This is a genomic window from Longimicrobium sp., assembly GCA_036377595.1.
Taxonomy (GTDB): Bacteria; Gemmatimonadota; Gemmatimonadetes; order Longimicrobiales; family Longimicrobiaceae; genus Longimicrobium.
This window is the reverse complement of sequence record DASUYB010000192.1, coordinates 1-19,666: the sequence shown is the minus strand read 5'-3', so window position 1 is coordinate 19,666 and position 19,666 is coordinate 1. Positions and strand designations below refer to the sequence as shown.

General features: G+C 73.3%; 6 protein-coding genes. 3 read left to right on the top strand and 3 right to left on the bottom strand.

Annotated elements, in window-relative coordinates:
- Positions 1–348: 348 nt before the first annotated feature.
- From VF092_30480 to VF092_30470, 3 genes are all read right to left on the bottom strand, one after another.
- Positions 349–8,577, bottom strand: a complete 8,229-nt coding sequence (locus VF092_30480) for an amino acid adenylation domain-containing protein (GenBank protein ID HEX6751659.1) — start codon at positions 8,575–8,577, stop codon at positions 349–351.
- A 3-nt stretch (positions 8,578–8,580) separates the two neighbouring features.
- Entirely contained in the window at positions 8,581–15,021 is a 6,441-nt protein-coding gene (locus VF092_30475; GenBank protein HEX6751658.1) for an amino acid adenylation domain-containing protein, read from the bottom strand.
- Between the two features lie 764 nt (positions 15,022–15,785).
- Positions 15,786–16,553: a thioesterase domain-containing protein gene (locus VF092_30470; protein ID HEX6751657.1), complete on the bottom strand. Its 768-nt coding sequence runs from the start codon at positions 16,551–16,553 to the stop codon at positions 15,786–15,788.
- 527 nt (positions 16,554–17,080) lie between these two features.
- Here VF092_30470 and VF092_30465 point away from each other — a divergent pair.
- From VF092_30465 to VF092_30455, 3 genes are all read left to right on the top strand, one after another.
- Complete coding sequence (locus tag VF092_30465) at positions 17,081–17,542, top strand: EVE domain-containing protein (GenBank protein HEX6751656.1); 462 nt, start codon at positions 17,081–17,083, stop codon at positions 17,540–17,542.
- 235 nt (positions 17,543–17,777) lie between these two features.
- Positions 17,778–18,395, top strand: a complete 618-nt coding sequence (locus VF092_30460; GenBank protein HEX6751655.1) for a transposase — start codon at positions 17,778–17,780, stop codon at positions 18,393–18,395.
- Between the two features lie 276 nt (positions 18,396–18,671).
- A partial coding sequence (locus VF092_30455; GenBank protein ID HEX6751654.1) for an FAD-dependent monooxygenase occupies positions 18,672–19,666 on the top strand: 995 nt, incomplete at its 3' end.

Below are 19,666 nucleotides of genomic sequence, written 5' to 3'. Positions count from 1 at the left end.
GGGTGGGGTTCTGGGCTGCCGCGCCGCCTGCGGTTCGGTCACAACCTCCGGTGCACCGCGAGGCCCGCGGTCCGCTCCCGTCGCCTTCCCCCGCGCTTTGTTCTCCCCTCCCCTGCGCAGCGGGGGAGGGGCCGGGGGAGGGGGCCGCCCGCGGCCGCGCCAATCCCCGCCGCCCGCGCCGATCTCCTCACCCCTACCCCTCCCGGTACGGGAGGGGTGGCGAGCCTAGGCGAGCCGGGGAGGGCGAGCCGGGGAGGGCGAGCCGGGGAGGGCGAGCCGGGGAGGGCGAGCCGGGGAGGGCGAGCCGGGGAGGGCGAGCCGGGGAGGGCGCCCTGCCGCGCCGCGTCCCTACTTCCTCCTCGCCATCGCCGCCCTGCGCGCCGCGCCGCGGTCCTCGCCGCGCTTGGCGGCTGTCGGCTGCGGCGCGGCGGCCTGCTGCGGCGCCGCTTCCAGCCCGGCGGCGAACGCGCGGATCGTCGGGCGGCGGAACAGGTCCACCAGCGCCACCTCGCGCCCCAGCGCCTGCTCCAGCACGTCCTGCAGCCGCGCCAGCAGCAGCGAGTGCCCGCCGATCTCGAAGAAGTTGTCGTTCACGCCCACGTCGTCGCGCCCCAGCACCTGGCGCCAGGCGTCCGCCACCGTGCGCTCCAGCTCGCCGTGCAGCGGCGTTTCGTCCAGCGGCGCCGCGTCGGGCGAGGCCGCCCTCTCCGTGGCCGACGTGGCGACGGGGAGGCGGTGGACGGGCGTCCGCGCGTCGTCGAGCAGCGCGGAGAGCGGCGCGTCGGGGCGCTCGCCCGCGGCGCGCGCCAGCAGGGTGAAGCGCGCCGCCTGCCGCGCGATGGTCTCCGCGTCGAACAGGTCCGACGCGTACTCCCACGACACCCGCAGCGGCCCCGCCGGCGGGCGCACGATCCCCAGCGTCAGGTCCACCTTGGCCGTGCCGATGTCGCCCGGGTCGGTGTCGGCCTCGATCTCCAGCCCCTCGGGGTGCGGCATCGGGGCCTCGTGCTGCAGGGTGAAGGAGACCTGCGTGAGGGGGTGGTGCCCCAGCGAGCGCTCCACCTTCAGCTCCTCCAGCAGCCGCGAGAAGGGCACGTCCTGGTTCGCGTACGCCTCCAGCGTGGTGGCGCGCACGCGTTGCAGCAGCTCGCGGAAGCTGGGGTCGCCGCCGGCATCCACGCGCAGCGCCACGGCGTTCACGAAGAAGCCGATCAGCGGCTCCAGCTCGGGCCGGGTTCGACCCGCCACCGCCGTGCCCACCACCAGGTCGTCCTGCCAGGTCCAGCGCTGCAGCAGCACGCAGTACAGCGCCAGGAAGGTCATGAACGGCGTGGCGCCCTCCGCATGCCCCACCGCCTCCAGCCGCTCGGCGTCGGCGCGCGGGAGGAGCGTCTCCACGTCGCCGCCGGCCAGCGAGGCCACCGGGCGCCGCGGGCGGTCGGTGGGGAGATCGACGACCGGCGCGTGGTCGAGCTTCGTCTGCCAGTACTCCATCTGCCGCTGGAGCCAGTCGCCCCGCAGCCAGCCGCGCTGCCAGACGGCGAAGTCGGCGTACTGCACGGCGAGGTCGGGAAGCGGCGACGGCTCGCCGGCCACGAAGGCGCCGTACAGCGCCGTCAGCTCGGCGTACAGCCGCTCCATGCTCCACCCGTCGCCCACCACGTGGTGCATCCCCACCACCAGCGCGTGCTCCGTCGGGACGAGACGCGCCAGGCGCACGCGGAAGAGCGGCCCGCGCTCCAGGTCGAAGGGCGTGGAGGCCTCGGCGTCGGCCAGCGCGCGGAGCGCCTTCTCCGCGTCCGGCTCGGCGGAGAGGTCGAGGACGGGGAGATCGATGGGCTCCGCGGGACGGATCACCTGCACCGGCCCCTGCGGCGTACGCGCGAACACGGTGCGCAGCGGCTCGTGCCGGCGGACGATCTCCCCCAGCGCGCGGGCCAGCGCGTCCGCGTCCAGCGCGCCGCGCAGCCGCAGGAGGAGCGGCATGTTGAAGGCGGTGCCCTCGGGCTGCATCCGCTGCAGGAACCAGAGCCGCTCCTGAGACGGAGAGAGGGGGAGCGGCCGGTCGCGCGGCGCGGGCTCGATGGGCGCGTCGGGCACGCCGCCGGCGCGGGCGCGCTCGGCGTCCACCTTCAGCGCCAGCGCCTCCAGCGTCTGCGCGTCGAACACCTCGCGCAGGGGAAGGTCGACGCCCAGCTCGCGGCGGATGCGGGCGACGGTGCGCGCGGCCAGCAGCGAGTGCCCTCCCAGCGCGAAGAAGCCGTCGCCGCGCCCCACGCGCTCCACGCCCAGCACCTCGCGCCAGATCTCCGCCAGCACCTCCTCCGTCCCGGCGCGCGGCGCGGCCGAGGCGGAGCCGGCGCCCCAGCGCGGCTCGGGGAGCGCGGCGCGGTCGACCTTGCCGTTGGGGGTGAGCGGGAAGGCGTCCAGGGCCACGACCTCCGCCGGCACCATGTGCTCGGGGAGCGAGCGCCGCAGCGCCGACCGCAGCGCCGTGCCGTCGGCCTCCGCGCCGCCGGGGGTGACGTACGCCACCAGCCGCGGGTCGCCCGCGGGCGAGGGGCGCACCAGCGCCAGCGCCTCGCGCACCTCGGGGCGCCCGGCCAGAGCCGCCTCCACCTCGCCCAGCTCGATGCGGAAGCCGCGCAGCTTCACCTGGTGGTCCAGCCGGCCCAGGTACTCCAGCTGCCCCTCCGCCGTCCACCGGGCGAGATCCCCCGTGCGGTACATCCTTGCGCCCGGCTCGGGGGCGTGCGCGTCGGGGACGAAGCGCTCCGCGGTCAGCCCCGGCCGTCCGTGGTAGCCGCGCGCCACGCCGATCCCCCCGATGCAGAGATCGCCGGGGATGCCGACGGGCGCCGGGTGCCCCGCGCGGTCGAGCACGTGCACGCGCAGGCCCTGCATCGGCGCGCCGATCGGCGCGCGTCCCGCGGGGGAACCCTCCAGCACCGCGCAACTGGCGCAGACGGTGGTCTCCGTGGGCCCGTACGCGTTCACGAAGCGCCGCCCCGGGCTCCAGCGCGCCACCACCTCGGGCGGGCACGCCTCGCCGCCGGAGATCACCGTCTTCAGCGCCGGCAGCTCGACCTCCGGCAGCACCGCCCAGGCGGAGGGGGGAAGGAAGACCATCTCGATCTCCCGCCCGCGCAGCGTGTCGGCCAGCGGCCGGCCGGGGAGAAGCGCGTCGGGCGCGGCCAGCACCAGCGTGGCGCCGTTGCCCAGGGTGGAGACGAAGTCCGCCAGCGCCGCGTCGAAGCTGAACGACGCGAACTGCAGCACCCGCATCCCGGGGCGGATGCCGAACCCCCACGACTGCCCCTCGGCCAGGTTCTCCAGCCCCGCGTGCGTCACCATCACCCCCTTGGGGCGCCCGGTGGAGCCGGAGGTGTAGATCAGGTACGCGATCCCCGCGTCGTCGACCTCCACGTCCAGCGGGACGTCGGAGAGCGCGTCCGCCGCGGCCCACGCCTGCTCCATCGTCTCCACCCGCGCGGCGGCCGTGTCCATCCCGTCGGCCAGCCCCGCGCGGGTGAGCACGATCCCCGCGCCCGAGTCGGCCAGCATGTACGCGCGCCGCTCGGCCGGGTACGCGGGATCGATGGGGAGATACGCGGCGCCCGCCTTCCACGCGGCCAGCACCGCCGCCACCTGGTCGGCCGAGCGCTCCAGCATGATCGCCACGACGCGCTCCGGCCCGGCGCCCAGCGCGCGCAGGTGCCGCGCGAGGCGGTTGGCGCGGCGGTCCAACTCGGCGTAGCTCCACGCCGTGCCGTCGTCCAGCAGCAGCGCGGTCGCGTCCGGCGTGCGCGCCACCCAGCGCTCCACCAGCCGGTGGCCGGCCAGCGGGCCCACGGCCGGGCCGCCGTCGCTCCACGCCGCCAGCCGCTCGCGCTCGCCGGGGAGCAGCATCTCCACTGCGGCCACGGGCGCGTCCGGCGCGGCGGCCAGCGCCTCCAGCAGCACCCGGTAGCGCACGGCGATGCGCTCCGCCGTGGCCGCGTCGAACAGGTCGGTCGCGTACTCCAGCGCGCCCTCCATCGCCCCGTCCGCCGTCTCTTCCAGGCTCAGCGTCAGGTCGAACTTGGCGGCGCGCTTCTCCAGCTCGTCGTAGCTCGCGGCGACGCCGGGGAGGGCCAGGTTTCCCGTCTCCTGGCTGTTCAGCTCGAACATCACCTGGAACACGGGCGCGTGGCTCAGCGAGCGCTCCACGTTCAGCGCCTCCACCAGCTTCTCGAACGGCAGCTCCTGCCGCGCGAACGCGCCGAGCGTGGTCTCGCGCACCTGGCCCAGGAGCGCGCGGAAGCCGGGGTTCGCGGAGAGGTCGGTGCGCAGCGCCAGCGTGTTCACGAACAGGCCGACGATCCCCTCCGTCTCCGCGCGGCCGCGCCCCGCGACCGGGGTGCCGACCACCACGTCGTCCTGGTTGGCGAGACGCCCCAGCAGCACCTGGAAACCGGCGAGCAGCGCCATGAACGCGGTCGCGCCCTCGGCCTGGGCGAGCGCCTTGACGCGGCGCACGAGCTCCGCGGGGAGGTGGACGGGGAGCGCGGCGCCGCGGAAGCTCTGGCGCGCGGGGCGGGGGCGGTCGGTGGCCAGCTCCAGCAGGGGCGGCGCGCCGGCCAGCCGCTCGCGCCACCACCCCGCCATCGCCGCGATGCGATCCGCCGTCAGGTGCATGCGCTGCCACGCCGCGAAGTCGCCGTACTGCAGGGGGACTTCGGGGAGATGCGGATCGTCCCCGCGCGCGAGCGCCTCGTAGGCGGCGGAGGCCTCGCGCAGGATGATCCCCAGCGACCAGCCGTCCGCCAGCGCGTGGTGGACGTTGAGGGCGAGGACGTGCTCGTCGTCGGCGACGCGGACGAGGAGCGCGCGGGTGGGGGGGCCGCGCTCCAGGTCGATCGGCCGCCACGCCTCCTCGTCCATCACCCCGCGCGCGTCCGCCTCGTTTTCGGCGACCACCAGCGGGAGATCGAGACGCGCGGGCGGGGCGACCGTCTGCACCGGCCCCGCGGCCTCCTCACCGACGAGCGTGCGCAGCGCCTCGTGGCGATGGACGACCGTCTCCAGCGCGCGGCGCAGCGCCTCCGCGTTCAACGAGCCGCGCAGGCGGATGCGCACGGGCATGTTGTAGACGCCCGCCTCGGGCTCCATCCGCTCCAGGAACCAGAGCCGCTCCTGCTCGAACGACAGCGGCAGCGCGCCCGCGCGGTCGACGGGGACCACCGGCGGCAGCCGCGCCTCGCCCGTCCCCGCCAGCGCGTCGACGCGCGCGGCCAGACGGCGCACCGTCGGCGCTTCGAACACGGCGCGCAGCGGCACCTCGGCGCCCAGCGCGCGGCGGATGCGCGAGACCACCTGCGTCGCCAGCAGCGAATGGCCGCCGAGGAGGAAGAAATCGTCTTCGACGCTCACGCGGTCGACGCCCAGCACCTGCGCCCAGATCTCCGCCAGCGCGGTCTCCGACGGCGTGGCGGGGGCGACGAAGTCCTCGTGCGCGCCGGCTTCCGGCGCGGGGAGCGCGCGGCGGTCCGTCTTCCCGTTCGGCGTCAGGGGGATGGCGTCGAGCGCGACGAACGCGGTGGGCACCATGTAGTCCGGCAGCCGCCCGCCCAGCGCCTCGCGCAGGCCGGCGGGGGACGGCGCGCTGCCGTTCGCGGGGACGACGTACGCGACGAGCCGCTTCTCCCCGCCGTCGGTGCGGACGACGACGGCGCAGTCGCGCACGCCGTCCAGCTCGCGCAGCGCCGCCTCCACCTCGCCCGGCTCGATGCGGAAGCCGCGGATCTTCGCCTGCTCGTCGATGCGGGCGAGGAACTCCAGTGCGAAAGTGCGAGAGTGCGAGGGTGCGAAAGTGGTTGCGGGCGCGTCACTTTCGCACTTTCGCACCTTCGCACTTTCGCACTCGCGCAGCCGCACCCGGTCGCCCGTGCGATAGAGCCGCGCGCCGGGCGTGCCGGAGAACGGGTCGGGGACGAACGACGCGGCGGTCAGCGCGGGGCGAGCCAGGTAGCCGCGCGCCAGCCCGTCGCCGCCGAGCAGGAGCTCGCCGGGCTCGCCGGGGTTGCACGCGCGCCCGTCCGCGTCCACGACGTACGCCGTCGTGTTCGCGAGCGGCCGGCCGATCGGCACCGTCGCCGCGTCCGCGGGGACGGCGGCGATCGGGTGCCAGGTCGCGAACGTCGTGCTCTCCGTCGGCCCGTAGACGTGCAGCAGCCGCTTCGGGCCGCCGGCGTCCAGCACCGCGCGGACGGCGGCCGGGTCGCACGCCTCGCCGCCGAACAGCAGGTGGGAGATGGAGTTGAAGCCGTCCGGGATCCGGCGCGCCACCTGGTTGAACAGCGCCGTCGTGAGGAACGTGGCGGTGATGCGCTTCTCGCGCAGCGCGGCGACCAGCGTCTCCGGCTCCAGCGTGGTGTCGCGGTCCAGGCCGACCACCGCGCCGCCGTTCAGCAGCGCGCCCCACACCTCGAAGGTGATGGCGTCGAAGTTGGCGTTCGACGCCTGCGCGATCCGCTCCGCCGGCCCGAACGGCACGTACGCCGTGTTGCGCACGAGGCGCGTCACCGCCCGGTGCGGAATCCCGATCCCCTTCGGCCGCCCGGTCGATCCCGACGTGTAGACCACGTACGCGAGCGCATCCGCCGGTACTTCGATCGGGAGATCGGGGGATGCGTCCGCGGCGCCGTCATCCCCATCTGCCGAGATGGAGAGGATCGGCCCGGCGAACGACGCCAGCGCAGGCGGGACGTCCCCGGCGACGAGGAGCGCGCCGACGCCGGCATCCTCCAGCATGAACGCCAGCCGCTCGGCGGGATACGACGGGTCGAGCGGGACGTACGCCGCCCCCGCCTTCAGCGCCGCCAGCATCGCGGCGACGAGGTCCGCCGAGCGCTCCATCGCCACGCCGACGCGGCTCTCCAGGCCGACGCCGCGCGCGCGGAGACGGTGCGCCAGCCGCGTGGCCCGCGCGTCCAGCTCCGCGTAGGTCAGCGTCGAGTCGCCGAACTCGGCGGCGACGGCGTCCGGCGTCTCGGCCGCGCGCGCCTCGAACAGGCGGTGGATGGGCGCCTCGCGCTCGTACTCCGCCGCCGTCGCGTTCACCGCCGCGATGGCGAAGCGGCGCTCCGCCACCGACGCGCCCGCCAGCTCGCGCAGCGGCGCGCCGGGCTTGGCGAGCCCGTCCGCCAGCAGCGCGTGCACGTGGCCGACGATCAGCGCCACCGTCGGCTCGTCGAAGAGGTCCGTGGCCCACTCCGCCTCCATGCGGACGGCGCCGTCGTCCTCCTCGTAGTGGTCCAGCGTCAGGTCGAACTTGGCGGTGTGGTACTCGGGCGCCAGCGGCGTGATCTCCACGCCGCCCAACGCCACCGGCTCCATCCGCGCGTTCTGCAGCGTGACCATCGCCTGGAACACGGGGTTGCGCGCGGGGTCGCGCGGCAGCCGCAGCTCCTCGACGATGCGGTCGAACGGCAGGTCCTGGTGGTTGAACGCCGCCAGCGCGACGGTCTTCTCGCGGTGGACGAGCGCGCGGAAGGTGTCGCCGCCGGAGACGCGCGAGCGCAGCGGGAGGGTGTTGACGAAGAAGCCGACCAGCCCCTCCAGCTCCGTCTTCTGGCGATTGGCGACGGGCGTGCCCAGCACCACGTCGTCCTGCCCGCTGTGGCGCGCGAGGACCACGCGGAAGGCGGCGGTCAGCACGTTGAACAGCGTCGCCCCCTCCGCACGCGCGAAGTCGCGCAGCCGCGCAGCCGTATCCGCGGCGATGCGCGTCTTCAGCGTGCGCCCGCGGTGGCTCTCCGCGCCGGGGCGGACGCGGTCCGTCGGCAGCTCCAGCGCGGCGGGCGCGCCTTCCAGCGCGTGTTTCCAGAACGCGGTCAAGCGCGCCAGCTCGTCGCCGCGCAGGTGCTCGCGCTGCCACGCCGCGAAGTCCGCGTACTGCACCGGCAGCGGCGGGAGATGCGGCTCGCGCCCCTCGCGCATCGCCGCGTACAGCGCGCCCAGCTCGCGCGCGAACACGCCCATGCTCCACCCGTCGCTGACGATGTGGTGCATGCACAGCAGCAGCACGTGCTCGTCCGCCGACAGCCGCAGCAGCGACGCGCGCACGAGCGGCCCGGCCACGAGGTCGAACCCGGTGTTCGCGTCCTCGTCCACCCGCCGCCGCACCTCCGCCTCGCCCTCGATCTGGGACAAGTCGGACAGATCGGCGAGCGGCAGGGAGATGGGCGACGGTGCGTGGATCACCTGTACCGGCCCGTCCTCGCGCTCGGCGAAGGTCGTGCGCAGCGTCTCGTGGCGCGCGCGCAGGGCCTCGAGCGCGCGCGCGAGCGCCTCCGCGTCCAGCGGGCCGCGGATGCGCAGCGGGTGCGGCATGTTGTACGCGGCGCTGCCGGGGTCCATCCGGTCCAGCACCCACAGCCGCGCCTGCGCGTAGCTCAGCGGCGCGGTGCCGTCCGGGCGGGCGCGCGGGCGCAGCTCGGGGCCGGCGGCCTGCTCCTGCTGCATCTTCAGGCGCAGCTCCAGCAGGCGCCGCCGTTCGGGCGAAAGGTCCTGCAGGCGCTTGAGAACGTCGGCCATCCGTCAGTCCCCCGCGGTGGCCATGCCGCTCTCGCCGAAGGCGCCCTCCGCCTCCAGCAGCGCGCGCACCTCGTCGTCGCTCAGCGTCTCCAGCTCGTCGATCAGCCCCGCCAGCGCCTCGTCGCGCGCCGCGTCCACGATCGCCCCCAGCGAGGCGACGGTCGGCGCCTCGAAGATGCGCTGCAGGGGGAGCTGGATGCCGAAGCCCTCGCGCACCCGCGTCGCGAGCTGCGTGGCGAGGAGAGAATGGCCGCCCAGGTCGAAGAAGTTGTCGTCGACGTAGACGTTCTCCAGCCGCAGCACCTCGGCCCAGATCGCGGCCAGCCGCTGCTCCGTCTCCGTCCGCGGCTCGACGCCTTCCTCGGTGCCGCCCAGCCGCGCCGGCTCGGGCGCGGGCAGGGCCCGGCGGTCCACCTTCCCGTTGGGCGTCAGGGGGAAGGCGTCCATCACCACCAGCGCGCCGGGCACCATGTGCTCGGGGAGCTGCTCCTTCAGCCACGCGCGCAGCCGCGGCGCCAGGTCGCGCGCCTGCGCGGCCCAGAGCGGATCGTTGGCATAGCCAACCATCTCCTTCTCCAGCAGCGGCCGCTCGGGGAAGGCCACCTCGTCGCCACGCCGGCGGAAGAGCGCGTCGACGCGCCCCGGCGCCTGCGCGCCCGCGTGGCGGATCTCCACCTCCATCCCCAGCGCGTCGCCCAGCGCCCACAGCGCCTCGGGGTCGATGGCGGGTGACGGCTCGGCGTCGAGCACGGCGCGCGCGTCGGCCACCGTCTCCGGCCCCTCCTCCATCTCCAGCAGCTGCACGATCCGCAGCTCGCGCCACAGCCGCGCGTCGGGGATGCCGAGGATGGCGACGGGCTCGCCGCCACGCCCCCGCACCATCTCCTCCATGCTGGTGACGTCCATCCCCGCATCCCACTCGATGGAGGGGGCGACGGGGATCTCCACCGGCGGACCGACGTGGACGACGACGTCGAAGCGGTGGCGGGTGAGCTCGTTGTGGTGTCGCCCGCGCTTGACCCGCGTCTCCACTCGCGAGATGCGGGGGATGCGGCGCCGGAGCGCGCGGAAGAAGTCGGGCTCGACGACGAGCTCTTCTTCCTCCTCCACGATCCGCCGCGCGCGCTGCCGCAGGTCGCGCGTGGAGACCGACGGCGCCGCCACCTCGAACTCGATGGCCGTGCGGAACGCGTCCAGCGTCCACAGGCTGCGCACGTCGCCGATGAAGAAGGCGCCGCCGTCCGCCAGCGCGTCCACCGTCATCTCCACCACGCGCGCGAAGTACTCGGCGCCGGGGAAGTACTGGCAGACGGAGTTGAGGATGGCAGTATCGAAGCCGCCGCCCACGCCCGCGAAGTCGGCCGCCTCGCGCTGCAGGAGGCGGACGGGCGGGAGCTGGACAGGCGCGGAACGCAGCCGCTCCTCCAGCCGCGCCAGCACCTGTGCGGAGAAGTCCGTCCCCACGTACTCGGCGGACGACGGTGCGACGCGGAAGAGGAGGAGCCCCGTCCCCACGCCCAGCTCAAGCACGCGCTTCGGGCCGAGGGCGAGGATGCGCTCCACGGTGCGGTCGACCCACTCCCGCATCTCCTCCGCGGGGATGGGCTGGCCGGTGTACGAGCTGTTCCAGCCGATGATGTCGAAGGTCTCGTCGCCCTCGTCGGTGCCGCGCGACCCGGTGTAGACGTCGTCGAACAGCGTCTCCCACTGGTGCACCTGGCGCTCGGCCGTCTCGCCGTCCGCCGCCGTTGCGACCGCCTCCGCGCCGGGTTTCGCGGGAATGACGTATCCCACCAGCCGCTTGTCGCCCGGCGCGTCCTCGCGCACGTGCACGGCGGCCTTGGCGACTAGCGGGCTGCGCTCCAGCACCGATTCGATCTCGCCGGGCTCGATGCGGTAGCCGCGGATCTTCACCTGCTCGTCGATGCGGCCCAGGAACTCGATGCTCCCGTCCGGCCGCCGGCGCACGCGGTCGCCCGTGCGATAGAGCCGCGCGCCGGGCGTCTCCGCGTACGGATGCGGGACGTAGCGCTCCGCCGACATCCGCGGCGCGCCCAGGTAGCCGCGCGCCAGCCCTTCGCCACCCACGAACAGCTCGCCGGGGACGTCCACCGGCACGGGGTTGAGATGCGGGTCCAGCACGTACGCCGTGCTGTTGGCGATGGGCTGGCCGATGGGGATCGACGCCCGCTCCACGTCGGCCGCGGTGATGGTGCGGCAGCAGGAGAAGGTGGTGTTCTCCGTGGGTCCGTAGCCGTTGATCAGCCGCACGCCGGGGAAGGCCTCCAGCACGCGGCGGACGTGCGGCGCGCTCAGCACGTCGCCGCCGGCCAGCAGCTGCCGCAGCCCGGAGATGGCGTCGGGCGTGGTGTCCACCATCTGGTGGAAGAGACCGGCGGTCAGCCACGCGCTGGTCACCCCCTGCCGCCGGATGAACGCGCCCAGTTCGGCCGGGTCCACGGCGATCGGGGGATACTGCGCCAGCCGCGCGCCGTTCAGCAGCGGCCCCCACAGCTCCAGCGTGCTGGCGTCGAAGGCCACGGGCGCCAGCTGCAGCCACGTCTCCCCCGCCCCGAACCCGGCGAAGTCGGTGTTGATCACCAGCCGCATCACCGCGCGGTGGGGAACGACGACGCCCTTCGGCCGCCCCGTCGACCCCGACGTGTAGATCACGTACGCCGCGCTGTCCGCCGAAATGGCGACGACGGGCGCCTCCGCCGGCTCCAGCGCGATCGCCCCCGCGTCCGCGTCGAGCGAGACGACCGTCAGCCCGTCGCGCTCCGGCAGCACCGGGGCGAATGCGGATTCGGTGACGATGACGCGCGCACCGCAGTCGTCCAGCATCAAGGCGACGCGGCTGCGCGGATACTTGGGGTTGATGGGGACGTACGCGCCGCCCGCCTTCAGGATCCCCAGGATCGCCGCGATCAGGCCGGGCGAGCGGTCGGCCAGGAGCGCCACCGGCTCGTCCGCCGTCACGCCGAGCCGGACCAGGTGGTTGGCGATGCGGTTCGCGCGGGCGTCCAGCTCCGCGTACGTCATCGCCCCGCCCTCCCACGACACGGCGACGGCCTCGGGCCGCGCGGCCGCGACGGCGGCGAAGCGCGCGTGGACGGTGGACTCGCGCGGATAGTCGCGCGCCGTCCGGTTCCAGGCGGAGACCTCGCCGCTCGCGTCCGCGCCGTCGAGCAGCGCCGCGTGGGAGATGGGGAGCGCGCCGTCGCCGGCCACGCCCTCCAGCAGCCGCAGGAAGAGCGCGACCATCCGCCGCACCGTGGCGGGCTCCCACAGGTCCGTGGCGTACTCCAGGTTCCCGCGCAGCCGGCCGCCCTCCTCCAGCATCTCCAGGAACATGTCGAACTTGCTGGTGCCGCTGTCGACGTCTTCGAGCGACAGCCGCAGCCCGGGCGCGTCCACCGGCTCCATCGCCACGTTCTGCAGCGCGAAGGCGACCTGGAAGAGCGGGTTGTGGCTGAGCGTGCGCTCCGGCTGCAGCTCCTCCACCACGCGCTCGAAGGGGAGATCCTGGTGCGCGTACGCCTCCAGCGTCGTCTCGCGCACGCGGCCGACCAGCTCCGCGAACGTGGGGTCGCCGGAGAGGTCGGTGCGCAGCGCCATGGTGTTCACGAAGAAGCCGATCAGCCCCTCCACCTCGCGCCGCACCCGCCCCGCGATGGGCGAGCCCACGACGACGTCGTCGCGGCCCGAGAGGCGGTGGATCAGCAGGTCGAAGCCGGCCAGCAGCACCATGAACAGCGTGGCGTCCGCTCGCCGCGCCGCCTCGCGCAGCCTGGCCGTCAGCTCCGCGGGGATCTCGAAGGAGAGGACGGCGCCGCGGTAGGTCTGCACCGCGGGGCGGGGGCGATCGGTGGGCAGCTCGAGCACGGCGGGCGCGCCGGCCAGGCGGCCGCGCCAGTAGGCCAGCTGCGCCTCGAGCACCTCCTCGCGCAGCCACTCGCGCTGCCACACCGCGAAGTCCGCGTACTGCACGGGGAGATCGGGGAGCGGCGACGGCCGCCCGTCGCGGAAGGCCGCGTACAGCGCCGCGATCTCGCGGAAGAGCACGCCGACCGACCACCCGTCGCCCGCCACGTGGTGGAGATTGAGGACCAGCAGGTGCTCCTCGGGGGAGACGCGGATCAGCACCGCGCGCAGCAGCACGTCGCGCATCAGGTCGAAGGGCGTCTCCGCCTCGACGGCCGCGATGCGCAGCGCCTCGGCCTCGGCATCCGCATCCCCCGACAGGTCGTGGAAGGGGAGATCGAAGGAAGGCTGCGCGGCATGCACGACCTGGACGGAGCCGTCCGCCGTCGCCAGGAACGTCGTCCTGAGCGCCTCGTGGCGGCGGACGATCTCGGCCAGCGCGCGGCGGAGCGAATCGGCGTCCAGCGCGCCGGCGAGGCGGACGGCGGCGGGGATGTTGTAGAAGGGGCTCTCCGGCTCCATCTGGTGCAGGAACCAGAGCCGCTGCTGGGCGAAGGAGAGGGGGAGCGGCTGCTCGCGCAGCACCGGCCGCAGCGGCGGATGCGGAACGACCGGCGCGCCGCGCGCCGCGTCGATGCGCGCGGCCAGCGCGGCAGCCGTGGGCGCGTCGAACAGCGCGCGCACGGGCAGCTCCACCCCGAAGCGCTGGCCGATGCGCGAGAGGACCAGCATCCCCAGCAGCGAGTGCCCGCCCAGGTCGAAGAAGTCCGCGTCGGAGGGGATCGGCCCGAAACCGAGCACCTCGCTCCAGATCTCCGCCACCGTGCGCTCGGTGTCGCCCGCGGGCGCGGCGTCGCCCTCCACCGGCAGCAGCGCGGCGGGCGCGGGAAGCGCGCGGCGGTCGACCTTGCCGTGCGGCGTCAGCGGCAGCGCGTCGAGCAGGACGACGGCCGATGGCACCATGAAGCCGGGAAGGAGGCCGCGCAGCCAGCGCCGCAGCGCGGCCTCGTCCGCGTCCGACCCGGCGCGCGGGACGACGTAGGCCACCAGGCGCGTGCGCCCGGTGCCATCGTCGCGCGCGACCACGGCCGCTTGCGCCACGTCCGCGTGCTCTGCGAGCACCGTCTCCACCTCGCCGGGTTCCACGCGGAACCCGCCGACCTTCACCTGGTCGTCCAGGCGGCCCAGGAACTCGAGAACCGCGGTGCGTGAGTGCGCGAGTGCGCCAGTGCGTTCGTCGCGCGCGGAACCCAGCGCACTTCCGCACTCACGCACTTCCGCACTTTCGCGCCAGCGCACCCGGTCGCCCGTGCGGTACATCCGCGCGCCGGGCATGACCGACTGGGGATCGGGGACGAAACGCTCGGCCGTCAGCGCCGCGCGCCCCAGGTAGCCGCGCGCCACGCCCAGCCCGCCCAGGCACAGCTCCCCCGCCTCGCCCGGCGCGGCGGGACGAAGCATCTCGTCCAGCACCAGGCAGCGCGTGTTGGCCAGCGGCCCGCCGATCGGCACCTCGCCCTCGGACGGCGCGGCGCCCGGCTCCGGCTCCCACGCAGTGGCCGTGACCGTCGCCTCCGTCGGGCCGTAGCTGTTCATCCACCGCGCGCGCTCGCCCGCGACGCGGCGCCACCGGGCCAGCGTCCCTGCCTGCGCCTTCTCGCCGCCGACGACGACGAGGCGCAGCGACGGCGGGAGCGCGGCGTCGTCGCCCATCTCCGCCACCCACGCGTGCCACAGCGCGGTGGGGATGTTGAGGATGGTCACGCCCTCGCGCTCCATCCACCGCGCGAACGCGTCGCCGATCAGCGGCACGTCTGCGGGGCGGAACACCACCGTGGCCCCCGCCGCCCAGGTGGGGAAGATCTCCTCCACCGAGATGTCGAAGCCGATCGACGCGATCTGCGCCACCCGGTCCGCGGGCGTGAGCCCGAACAGCTCCGCCGCCGCCCGGTTGTGCGACACCAGCGAGCGGTGCGACACGCCGACGCCCTTGGGGCGCCCGGTGGAGCCGGAGGTGTAGATGACGTACGCCAGCGCGTCGGCCGGCACCTGCACGTCCTCGAAGCCGTCGCCCTCCGCGGCAAGGATCCCGTCGACGTCGATCACCGGCGGCCCGTCCGCGGGAAGCCGGTCGAGCGTGCTGCCGTGCGCCAGCACCGCCGCCGCGCCCGAGTCCTCCAGGATGTAGGCGATGCGCTCGGCGGGATAATCCGGGTCGAGGGGAACGTACGCGCCGCCCGCCTTCCACACCCCCAGCAGCGCGGCCGCCAGCTCGGGCCCGCGCTCCAGCAGCACGCCCACCCGCACCTCGGGGCCCACCCCCAGCGCGGCCAGCCGCGCGGCCACCGCGGCGGCGCGGCGGTCCAGCGCGGCGAAGCACACCGTCTCGCCCGCGAGCGCAACCGCCGGCGCCAGGGGAGCGGCGTCGGCGGCCGCCTCGAAGAGGTGGTGCGCGCACGCGTCCCCCGCGTCGGGCGCGGGAAAGGCCGTCGGGCGAAGCGTCGGACTGGCGGAGATCACCTGCGGTTCCTCGTGTACTGCGGGTGAACGGGCGGCGGTGCCGACCGGCTCGTGGGGAGCGCTTCCACACGGGACTGTACCAGCGGTGGCGTATACGGAGTGCACCTGGGTGCGGGCCCCGCCTCGCGCGGCCGGCGCGTCGCGTCGGTAGCGGACGCGATCCAAACGAGACTTCGAGCGGACTGAATAGGGACGAAAAACCGCCGGGGCGGCGAGCGCTCAACCGCCCTCCGCCCTAGTCCCCGGAGCCGTGGCTCGATTTTACAGTCGCCAATCTAATGCAACCGGCGCCGGAAATGTAGTAGTTTGACCCAAGTCGTTGCATCTGCACAACATTCACAAACCCGCGCCGCTGCTGATGTTTCTGGCATGCTGCGGCAGCTCTGTCCCGAACGGCGGCCGGCTTGGGGCGAATTTTCCCCGAAGGTCGGAACGACACGGATGCGACCCACGGAAACGAGCGCTCTCCCTGCGCCAATCGCGGAGGAAAACACCACGCATTTCTCGCATTGCGCAGAATCCGACACAATTCTTGTTGCCACGAATACCAGCCTGACGGGACAAAACGTTGCCTACTCGTGAAGATGGACTGGAGGAGTCCCTCCGCCGCATCCACGCAGGGCGCGCTGCGGACGACGCGTACGATACGGTTGCCGCCTCTGGCCGGATGCATGGCGGGACCGCACGCGAAAGCAGCGGAGGCGCCGGAGGAACATTTCCTCCGGCGCCTCCCGTTCGGGCGCGAGCCGTTGAACTACAGGCAGTTACAGCGCGGAGACGGCCGCGCGCAGGTCGGCGGAGAGGGTGGACAGCACCTGGCCGTCGCCGCCGAGGAGGTAGAAGTGGTCGCCGGGGAAGACGCGGAGTTGGAAGCCGCCGCTGGTGTGACGCTCCCAACCGCGCGCCTCGTCCACCGTCACGCGCGGGTCCTGGTCGCCCGTGTAGCCGGTGATGGGGATGGAGAGCGGCGGCTCCTCGCGGTACTCGTACGTCTCGATCAGCGCCATGTCGGCGCGCAGCAGCGGCAGGATGAGCTCCATCAGCTCGGGATGCTCGATCACCAGCTTCGGCATCCCGCCCAGCCGGCTCAGCTCGGCGATCATCTCCTTGTCCGGCAGCTGGCGCACGTCCGGCAGGCGCGAGGGCTGGTCGGGCGCGCGGCGGCCGGAGGCGAACAGGTGCACCGGCCCGGGCGTGCCGGTGCGCCGCGCGTGGCGCGCCAGCTCGAAGCCCACCACCGAGCCGTTGCTGTGGCCGAACACCGCGTACGGCAGGTCGCGCCAGCGCTCCAGCGCGCCGGCCAGCGCCAGCACCAGCGGCTCCATCCGGTCGATGGCCGGCTCGCGGATGCGGTCCTCGCGCCCGGGAAGCTGCACCGGGCACACCTCCACGTCGGGCGGCAGGGCGTCGGCCCAGCCGCGGAACATCGAGGCGCCGCCGCCGGCATGCGGCAGCAGCAGAAGCCGCAGCCGCGCACCAGGGCGCGGCCGCGGCCGTTGGATCCAGGGGTCCTTCGCGGGTTGCGTGCTCACGGGCGGTTCACGGGCGCGGGGGACTGTCGAGGCGGTCTGGCCGTGAATGGATCGCCCGGCCGCCCCGCGGTCAATCCCCCGCGGCGGACGACGGTCAGTTCCCCGAGCCGAGGTAGCCGCTGGGGACGCAGGAAGAGGATCCGGGCATCGACGGATTGGGCATGCGACGGGCCTCCGCGCGGGACTGGGGCGTATCACTTCCGGACGCTGCGTGCATCCGGATTCAGGGCCCCCAAAGAAAGGCGGATTCGGTGTAAGATGCAAGCCATCGGCAGAAACGCGCCATTCGGCGCTTCGAACCGGCCCGATCCATCCCTCCCGTGCAGCTTCCTTCGTCCGCGGCTGGGGCGGATTTCCTGGTCTGCACCGGATCACCATCGCTCGTCTAGAGCCAATTGACCGTCCACGGTGGCCAACTCTGCCCCACCTCCCGTTCTCCGTTCACTTGATCCCGCCCCCGCGCGCGCCCATGATGTCTCCGGGAGGCCGGGAGATGGAGACGACGACGCACTCGAGGGGGGACGCGGATGGCGAAGCACTGGCTGATGAAGAGCGAGCCGGAGGTCTACTCGATCTCCGACCTGCGGCGCGACGGGAAGACGTTCTGGGAGGGCGTGCGCAACTACCAGGCGCGCAACTTCATGCGCGACGACATGCGCCCGGGCGACCCGGTGCTCTTCTACCACAGCAACACCGAGCCGATCGGCGTGGCGGGGCTGGCGCGCGTGGCCTCGCGCGGCTACCCCGACCCCACCGCCCGCGACCCCGAGAGCGAGTACTTCGACGAGAAGGCGTCGGACGACGACCCGCGCTGGTACATGGTCGACGTCGAGTTCGCCGAGGCGTTCCCGCGCGTGATCGGCCTCGACGAGCTGCGCCAGACATCTGGGCTGGAGAAGATGCTGGTGATCAACAAGAGCCGCCTCTCCGTCCAGCCCGTCACCCCCGAGGAGTACGAGATCGTGGTAAGGCTGGGGCGGACGGGGTGAGGACGGTGGGTGGTAGTGCTGGGGCCGGAAGGGAGTGGGTCGAGAGTGTGGAGTATGCGACTGAAGAAGTCGCGGCTACAACTACACACAGTCCGCCTTCGCGGACTCGACTGCGACAATGATTTCGCTCCGGCGGTGGCGTGGCCGGAGCGGTCGTTTTTGTGGGGCGCGGGGCTGCGGCGGAAAGGCGATATTCGTGATTATTCCGCATCCTCACACCTCCGCCGCCACGCCGATGCGCGAGCCATACACGCAACTGTACCTGCATCTCGTCTGGAGCACGTGGGACCGGATGCCGCTCATCCGGCCCGATCTCCGCGAACCGGTCTATGGGTGCATTCTCGACCAGGTGCGCAAGCATCGGTGCGACGCCGTCGCGATCGGCGGGATCGAGGACCACGTGCACCTGCTCGTGCGCTTCCATCCGATGACGCGGATCTCGGAGATGGTGCAGCACGCGAAGGGAGCCTCGTCGCACCTGGTGACACAGGTGCTCGACCCCGGCGGGTTCTTCAAGTGGCAGGGATACTACGGCGCGTTCACCCTCTCCAAGCAGCAGGTGCCCCACGTTCGCGACTACATCCTCCGCCAGGAGGAGCACCATCTCGGCGGCACCACCATCGACACGCTGGAGAGGATCTTCCACGGCCATGCGCGGAGACACATGCACGTGCCTCAACCGACCCCTGAACCCAGTCCCCACGTCCGACCAAATCATCCCGTCGACATGAAAGCGGTTCTCGCCCTTGATGTCGAGCGGCGGATTGAACTCGTCACCGCGATATGGGACAGCATCGCGGCTGACTCACCGACGGTCGACACGGCCGCGATGGTGCGGCACCGCGAACGCTGATCCTCACGCACCAGCGCAACCGTTGCCCCTCCGGACGAATGCCGTCGCCCCAGGGAGTCCGCGAAGGCGGACTGCGTGTAGTTGTAGCCGCGAGTTCACTCGCATACTGCTATCCATCCCACTCGCATCCTCCCACCCATCCCACTCGCATCCCCATCCTGGGTTGTGGGCAGATCCGTCCGCCTGTCTCTACCCTCCCCTTCCCGCCATCCGCGCCGTCCCGTACACTACCCGCGTTCATCGCACGCATCGCACACCAGTGGCGGAGGGCGGGGCTTGAAGGTCGTCACCATCGGCGGCGGGCCGGCGGGGCTGTACTTCGCACTGCTGATGAAAAAGGCGGACCCGCGGCACCAGGTCACGGTGCTGGAGCGGAACCGCCCCGACGACACCTTCGGCTGGGGCGTGGTGTTCAGCGACCAGACGCTCGGCAACCTCCGCGCGGCCGACGAGGAGAGCTATCGCCGCATCACCGGCAGCTTCGCCCACTGGGACGACATCGACGTCCACTTCAAGGGCCGCACGATCACCTCCGGCGGCCACGGCTTCTGCGGCATCGGGCGCAAGCGACTGCTGAACATCCTGCAGCGCCGCTGCGAGGCGGAAGGCGTCGAGCTCGCGTTCGAGACCGACGTCGAAGACGAGCTCGCCCTCGCTGTGGCGTTTCGCGCCGACCTCGTGCTCGCGTCGGACGGCGCGAACAGCCGCATTCGCATGCGTCACGCCGCGCAATTCGTCCCGGACATCGACCTGCGGCAGTGCCGCTACGTCTGGTTCGGAACGAAGCGGCGTTTCGACGCCTTCACGTTCGCGTTCGAGGAGACGCCACACGGCTGGTTCCAGGCGCACGCCTACCGCTACGACGACGACACGTCCACGTTCATCGTCGAGACGCCGGAGCCGGTCTGGCGCAAAGCGGGCCTCGACCGCATGACGCAGGACGAGGCGACCGCATGGTGCGAGCGCCTGTTCGCGCGCTACCTCGACGGCCACCGCTTGATGACCAACGCGGCGCACCTGCGCGGCTCGGCGAACTGGCTGCGCTTCCCGCGTATCACGTGCAAGACGTGGTCGGTGTGGACGCGCGTCGGCGACCGCGAAATTCCGCTCGTGCTGATCGGCGATGCCGCGCACACCGCGCACTTCTCGGTGGGGTCGGGCACCAAGCTCGCGCTCGAGGACGCGATCGCGCTATCGCGCGCGCTTCGCGGGTCGGTCGATCTACGCGAGGCGCTGGCGCAATACGAGCGCGAGCGCAGCGTCGAGGTGCT

Bases quoted from the DNA above. Each gene is read 5' to 3' on its own strand.
- VF092_30480 (HEX6751659.1), bottom strand. From the start codon at position 8,577: ATGGCCGACGTTCTCAAGCGCCTGCAGGACCTTTCGCCCGAACGGCGG.
- VF092_30465 (HEX6751656.1), top strand. From the start codon at position 17,081: ATGGCGAAGCACTGGCTGATGAAGAGCGAGCCGGAGGTCTACTCGATC.
- VF092_30460 (HEX6751655.1), top strand. From the start codon at position 17,778: ATGCGCGAGCCATACACGCAACTGTACCTGCATCTCGTCTGGAGCACG.